General features: G+C 46.4%; 8 protein-coding genes and 1 pseudogene. 2 read left to right on the top strand and 7 right to left on the bottom strand.

The window, feature by feature from the left end; all coding sequences use genetic code 11:
- Positions 1-74 precede the first annotated feature (74 nt).
- Complete coding sequence (locus tag ACTO17_RS19255; RefSeq protein ID WP_482559063.1) at positions 75-233, bottom strand: AAA family ATPase; 159 nt, start codon at positions 231-233, stop codon at positions 75-77.
- Between the two features lie 280 nt (positions 234-513).
- On the opposite strand from ACTO17_RS19255, the gene ACTO17_RS19250 reads away from it, so the two are divergent.
- Positions 514-972 (top strand): hypothetical protein, encoded by a 459-nt coding sequence (locus ACTO17_RS19250; protein ID WP_482559062.1) that lies wholly within the window; start codon positions 514-516, stop codon positions 970-972.
- Between the two features lie 134 nt (positions 973-1,106).
- Here the strand turns inward: ACTO17_RS19250 and ACTO17_RS19245 are convergent, their stop codons facing one another.
- The 4 genes and pseudogenes from ACTO17_RS19245 to ACTO17_RS19230 all read right to left on the bottom strand — a co-directional run bounded on the left by ACTO17_RS19245 (position 1,107) and on the right by ACTO17_RS19230 (position 5,110).
- Positions 1,107-2,414: an O-acetylhomoserine aminocarboxypropyltransferase/cysteine synthase family protein gene (locus ACTO17_RS19245; protein ID WP_172537011.1), complete on the bottom strand. Its 1,308-nt coding sequence runs from the start codon at positions 2,412-2,414 to the stop codon at positions 1,107-1,109.
- 126 nt (positions 2,415-2,540) lie between these two features.
- Positions 2,541-3,374, bottom strand: a pseudogene (locus ACTO17_RS19240) (tRNA 2-thiocytidine biosynthesis TtcA family protein); the annotation flags it as partial.
- 235 nt (positions 3,375-3,609) lie between these two features.
- Entirely contained in the window at positions 3,610-4,476 is an 867-nt protein-coding gene (locus tag ACTO17_RS19235) for a hypothetical protein (RefSeq protein WP_482559061.1), read from the bottom strand.
- A gap of 103 nt (positions 4,477-4,579) precedes the next feature.
- On the bottom strand, positions 4,580-5,110 hold the full coding sequence (locus tag ACTO17_RS19230; RefSeq protein WP_172537007.1) for an RNA polymerase sigma factor: 531 nt from the start codon (positions 5,108-5,110) through the stop codon (positions 4,580-4,582).
- Positions 5,111-5,308: 198 nt separating this feature from the next.
- Between ACTO17_RS19230 and ACTO17_RS19225 the strand changes: the two genes are divergently transcribed.
- Complete coding sequence (locus ACTO17_RS19225) at positions 5,309-5,809, top strand: gamma carbonic anhydrase family protein (protein WP_172537006.1); 501 nt, start codon at positions 5,309-5,311, stop codon at positions 5,807-5,809.
- Here the strand turns inward: ACTO17_RS19225 and ACTO17_RS19220 are convergent.
- Positions 5,751-5,918 carry a DUF6783 domain-containing protein gene (locus ACTO17_RS19220; protein ID WP_482559064.1) on the bottom strand — a complete coding sequence of 56 codons (168 nt, stop codon included), beginning with the start codon at positions 5,916-5,918 and terminating at the stop codon, positions 5,751-5,753. The genes ACTO17_RS19225 and ACTO17_RS19220 overlap by 59 nt on opposite strands.
- 49 nt (positions 5,919-5,967) lie before the next feature.
- Complete coding sequence (locus ACTO17_RS19215) at positions 5,968-6,432, bottom strand: low molecular weight protein-tyrosine-phosphatase (protein WP_482559060.1); 465 nt, start codon at positions 6,430-6,432, stop codon at positions 5,968-5,970.
- Between the last annotated feature and the right edge of the window lie 141 nt (positions 6,433-6,573).

Raw genomic sequence — 6,573 nt, 5'->3', positions numbered from 1 at the left:
AGAGCGAAAGTATAATAAAATCATCTGCCCTTATGAGGGCCTTGAAATACCTTGTTCAGCAAAAGGAGCACTATTTATAATAGTTGTAAACTGGTGTAAAAATATATAATCGCAGATAAAATATTAGTTTTACCGCTTCCATTTTCACCCAGTAATAAATTCATCTGTTTTAATATGAGTCTATAATCACGGATGGATTTATAATTTTTAATACGAACTTCTTTTAACCCCATATCCTGTTCTGCCTTTCCCGATCTTTACAGTCTCAAAACGGCAATCAATTCCCCGCCGTCCATATCTCCCGTTTCGACAAATCCAAAGGAACGGTACAGACGGCCGGCAGTTTCAAGTGTAAGCATTACTTTATCCTCACAAATACTTTTTCGTCTATTTTACCACAAATTAACTGCTTCTGAAAAGATTTCATCATAAAGTATTTATTTTCAGAAATTTTTTCTTTGGGCAGGCAGACAGCCTCAGGACTATACTGCAAAAAACGAAAATAAATTTCTGTTGATTTTGGAAAGAACCGGCGAAGTGTTGACGACAACCTGCGCGCTGATTTTTCAGGATTTTAATTTCCATGAATGGTCAGACTGGTGCTGGTGGCTGATTGCGGCCTTTGCATTTATGGGAATGTATGAATTGTGGTGGATACGCTATTTTCGGAGTGAACGGAAGCTGTCTGATTTTTACAGCAGTTTTGCGGGGATTCCTCTTGCTGGGGCATCATTGCCTGTGATCGCTTTCTTTCTGCTCAGCATATACGGCAAAGTGGCGTGGCTGACCATTGCCGTGATTTTTCTGGGTATCGGACATATTACTCCGGCGGTTAAATACCGACGTTTTTACTTGCTTAAATTTCCATCTGCCGCGTTGTGCCCGATAAAGCGGGGCAGACCCTCATCAATCGTTGTAGCACTCGCTACAACTCATTCTTCCGCCTTGCAGATGAAAATTTATTCTGCGTAAAATTCGTCGACATTTAACCGCCGGAGTAATATCGGCATACATATACAGCACCGCAGGGAACTGTAAGGCGCTGCTGCAAAACGGGGCTTTCGCAAAACAGCCCCGTTCAGCTGCTTTTATTTTCCATCCATCAGCTACCGCACCGCCCGGAAGGCTTCTTCCAAATCCTCAATAATATCGTCAATATGCTCTGTCCCGATGGACAGCCGAATGGTATTTTTCAAAATCCCCTGTTCTTTCGCTTCCTGCTCATTCAGCTGGGAATGGGTAGTGGAAGCCGGATGAATGGCAAGGGATTTCACATCCGCCACATTGGCCAACAGAGAGAAAATTTCCAGATGATCAATAAAATCTTTGGCCGTCCGGTCATCCCCCTTGATTTCAAAGGTAAAAATAGAACCGCCGCCTTTTGGAAAATATTTCCGGTATAACTCCTGCTGTTTCGGATCTTCAGCAACGGAAGGGTGATGCACTTTTTCCACCTGAGGATGGCTGTTGAGGTATTCCACTGTTTTCAGGGCGTTTGCCACATGACGCTCTACCCGCAGGGACAATGTTTCCAAACCCTGAAGAAACAGAAATGCATGGAATGGGGAAAGGGCTGCGCCGGTATCCCGCAGAAGGACGGCCCGGATTTTGGTGACAAATGCCGCCGGCCCTGCCGCTTTGGTAAAGCTTACCCCATGGTAGCTTGCATTAGGCTCTGTCAGGGAAGGAAATTTGCCGGACGCCTCCCAATCGAATCTGCCGCTGTCTATAATGACTCCGCCAAGGGCAGTTCCGTGGCCTCCGATAAATTTCGTGGCGGAATGCACCACAATATCTGCGCCGTATTCTATGGGGCGTACCAGATATGGGGTTGCAAAGGTGCTGTCTACCACCAACGGAATCTTATGGTCATGGGCAACTCTGGCAATCGCTTCAATATCGCTCACATCGGAATGAGGATTTCCAAGAGTTTCTATGTAAATGGCCCGGGTGTTTTCCTGAATTGCCTGCGCAAAGCTGTTCACATCCGACGGATCTGCGAAAGTCGCAGTAATTCCATACTCCGGCAACGTGTGCTGCAGCAAATTGTAGGAACCGCCGTAAATATTATTTGCGGCCACAATATGCTCTCCGCTTCTGGCAAGATTCTGAATGGTATAAGTAACCGCCGCTGCCCCGGAGGCCACTGCCAGCGCCGCTGCCCCGCCCTCTAATGCCGCAATCCTCTGTTCAAAAATTTCCTGAGTGGGATTGGTAAGCCTGCCGTAAATATTCCCTGCATCCTGCAGGCTGAACCGCGCCGCCGCATGGTCAGAATTGTGAAACACATAAGAAGAAGTGGCATAAATGGGCACTGCCCTTGCGTCTGTGGCCGGGTCCGGCTGCTCCTGGCCAACGTGCAGCTGCAGCGTTTCGAATTTTAAATTTCTGTCTCTGAATGTTTTTTTACTCATAGTTCTCTCCTTTTCCTACGTGTTTACTAGGTTATTATGGCATATACTATATCTCACTTTTCCTGGTAAGTCAATAGGCTGTCGGCGCATACCGGCTGCGGCTGCTCTGATCATTGTATAAAATTGTCAGCATCCCTCCGGCTCATTGTCATAGCTTTCCAGAAAATGATGTTTGATCCCTTCTTTTTTATAGGCTATTACCGTGCTCAGATTTACATTTTCCACACTTTTAAAAATATTTCCTTCCACAAAAGGATTGATTTTTTTCATCTCTGCAATCATATTTTTTATTTCCAGCCGTTTGGATTCACTTCTGCCCTCCGGGTCTGCCATGGCGCAGTGTTCTGTAAACCGGCAGGCGCATTGGAGAAACTGCAGGCCGTTGTAATCCCGCCAGCGTTTGATATCCGCTTCTCTGATATAGTACATCGGCCGAATCAGCTCCATTCCAGGAAAATTCGTACTGTGAAGCTTCGGCATCATGGTCTGGATCTGTCCGCCGTAAAGCATTCCCATCAGAATTGTTTCTATCACGTCATCGTAATGGTGCCCCAGAGCAATTTTATTGCATCCAAGCTCCTTTGCCTGATGGTAGAGATGCCCCCGCCGCATCCGGGCGCAAAGGTAACAGGGAGATTTTTCTATTTCATACACCGCATCAAAAATATCCGTTTCAAACACGGTGACGGGCAGATTCATCCTGGCCGCATTGTTTTCTATCATAGTTCGGTTTGCCAAAAGATACCCCGGGTCCATCACCAGAAATTCCACTTCAAAGGATACTTTTCTGTGCTTTTGCAATTCCTGAAATAGCTTTGCCATCAGCATGGAGTCTTTTCCGCCGGAAATGCAGACTGCAATGCGATCCCCCTCCCGAATCAATTCATAATCCCGCACTGCCTTTGCAAAGGGGGAAAACAATTCTTTGTGAAACTTTTTGCGGATGCTTTTTTCGATTTCCGCCGCCTGATTTATTTCTGTTTTTTCCATATATTGGTTACCTCTTAAATACTGTTTTGCGCTCCTGTATATTGGTCCGTATCCAAAAAGTTTGCTTTCCCATTATATTCTTTTCCCGGAAGAATGGCAAGAAGGAATCCCGCCATGAGATTCCTTCTTTAAAAACGCCTGTGATTTGCCAGTATATGATGTCAGGAGTCCGATCCGTTCTTTTGCAGATCTGCTTTCAGGCCTTTTACTCCCATTTCACCTCATATTCCTCCAGCCTGTTCGTCTCTTCTGTATTATCTTCTGATCCGTCCCCTGTTCTGTCCTCCGATTCATTTTCCGTCTGATCCTCTGATTCATTCTCTGCCTGATCCTCTGATTCATCCTCTGCCGGGCCGTGCAGTTCTTCTTCCAACTGTTTCAGATATGCTTCTGCTTTTTCCTTATCTGCTTTTCCCTTATCCAAAGGCAGTAAAAACAGGGCGTTTACCCCTTCGTACCCTTCGTTTCTTGTGATTTCGCCTGTAGCTTCATCAAAACAATAGGCATCCGGCGCAAAAAATGTTCCGTCATTCACTGCCAGATACAAGGTGCGGTCTGCAAACATTTCCACATTATCTGTCTCTGCAATCCGATACTGAATGCCATCCTGAACAAATTCAGAATAGCCGCCGCTCATTGTGACGCTGTTAAACCAAACCGGATTCTGGCCTTTGATCAAGGGCGACACAAAAAACGGATCATTCCCATAGGATTCTTCACTGACCTGGGGCCGGGGAGAGCCGTCGGCATTTTCGATTGCTGTCACCACATAAGTGCGGTCGTTTCGGATTGTTTCTGCCTGATCGGAGGCCACATACTGGCTCAGGTTTTCCCCTGACACCACTCCCAGCAATGTGATTTTGTAATCTCCGTATTCCTGGGTTTCGTTGATGGAAACGGCGTCTTTACTTTGAAATGCTGCGGCAAGTCCCTGATCCCCTGCTTCTTCTGCCACCTGATCCAGTGTGAGATATTTCCAGGCCGCCACTGCGGTGATGGAGCCTGCTGCGAGAACGGCTGCGATGGTTAATACGGCTGCCGGTATATTTTTTCGAAATGTTCTATGGTTCATTGTCTCTGTCTCCTTTGCTTTTCTTAAAATTTTCTGGTTCAACCAAGCATCCGGTTCTTGTTCCGGGGAAAGGGCTTGTTGCAACAATTGTTCCAGCTTTGCATCATGCTTCATCTAATACACCCTCCAATTTCTGCTTCAACAATTTTCTTGCTTTGTATAGCCGGCTTTTTACGGTTCCCTGAGGAAGATTCATGATTTTTGCAATCTGTTCCACGGAAAGCTGCAGCGTATAATAAAGGTACACCGGCACCCGGTATTTATCCTCCAGTCCGGCCACTGCTTCCTGCACCTGTGTCCGCAGTTCCTGTTTGAGCACTGCATCCTCCGGGGAAAATTCCTGCCCCGGGCCTTTATGCTCCGCTGTCTCTTCCGTCAGCTGTTCCGTCCCTGCAATCCGTTTTCTCCAGGCATATTTCCGCCTGCGGTTTTTCCAGATCCGCAGCGCTATGGAAACAAGATAGCTTCTGGGATTTTGCTCAAAATCTATGCGCGCTCCCAGTTCCACTGCTTTTAAAAAAGTATCCTGATACAGATCTTCTGTTTCCTGAGGATTGCGGGTAAGCTGGCTGCAAAATGCATAAATATCTTTTCCATATTCTTTTATACACTGTTCCAACTGTATTTCATTCATTTTATTCACCTTTCAGACGTCTTTCCAAGGCTTTTTTCGCCCTTCATCTGAACATTGTAATAACTTTTCTTTCGGTTCACGGAATTTACTTTTTTAGGGATATACTATATACTGTTAGCAGGCGGTCAGTCGGATTCCGTCTGCTGCAGAAAAATCATTGATTCTGCCGCCTGAAACATTCAAAGAAAGGAAAATAGTATGCACACAATCAAGACTCCCGTATTGGGAAAAAATGTTTATCTTGCAGAGGGGGCTATTGTGCGGGGCGATGTTGCCATCGGAGACAATTCCAGCATTTGGTTCCACTCCGTCGTCCGGGCGGAAGCCGGGTCTGCAGTGATCGGAAATGACACGAATATTCAGGATAACGCCGTACTCCATGTAGATGACGGGGCAGATCTCCATATCGGAAGCCGGGTTACCATTGGACACGGCGCAATTGTTCACGGATGCACCGTCAAAGACAATGTTTTAATCGGCATGGGCGCTATTATCATGAATCATGCCGTCATTGGAGAAAACTGCATCATCGGCGCGGGGACGCTGATTACCCAGAACACAATCATTCCGGACAACTCCCTTGTGGTGGGAAGCCCCGGGAAAATCATGCGGTCAGTCACCGATGATGAGATAGCGCATATCAGGCGGAATGCCGCTTATTATATTGAGGAAGCCGCCTCTTACGCCAGACAATTTTAGAGCGTGTTTGCAAAATGCTTTCTGACAGATGTATGCTCCACTTAGTGGGGGATTTGTTCCAAATGAAAGGCGCATAGCGGGCTATGTAACCTGAATTTGACGCAAATATCGCGCTAAGTGGGGGATGCAGATGGCGGGAATGCTTTTTCAAACAAGCTCTAAACTCTGTGTTTGGAACGTATTTCGTCCAGAAGGCCCCTGCAGCCTGCAGTCACATCTTCATAGGTTTGTTCAAAATCTCCGGTATACCAGGGATCGGCCACGTCCCTGGGATGATCGGTGTAATCCAAAAGCAGGCTGAGTTTGTGGTCTTTGTCCGAGCCTGCAATCTTCAGCATGTTTTTGTAATTCCAACGATCCATACCTATGATGTAATCGTATTTCTGATAGTCGCTCCGCTCCATGCGGACGGCATATTTTCCGGCAACGGAAATTCCCTCCCTGGCTAATCGGGCTTTGGTTCCATGGTGAACCGGGTTGCCGATTTCTTCTGTACTGGTGGCGGCGCTGGCGATGTAGAAGCCGCCGGCGATGCCTTGCTGTTCTACCATGTCTTTCATGACGAATTCTGCCATTGGGGAGCGGCAGATGTTGCCGTGGCAAACAAATAATATTTTTATCATCTTGGATTTATCCTTTCATAAGCCTTTAAACCTTGATATATCGCAATGTCATTAACTTAAGAAAAAGCAATACCGGATAGCTTTACACCCATCCAGGGGGTAAAGGACATCCGGTATTGTTCTGGAAAATTAATTCTAATA

The organism is Petralouisia sp., assembly GCF_056822245.1.
This window is presented reverse-complemented; position numbering and strand designations above follow the sequence as displayed.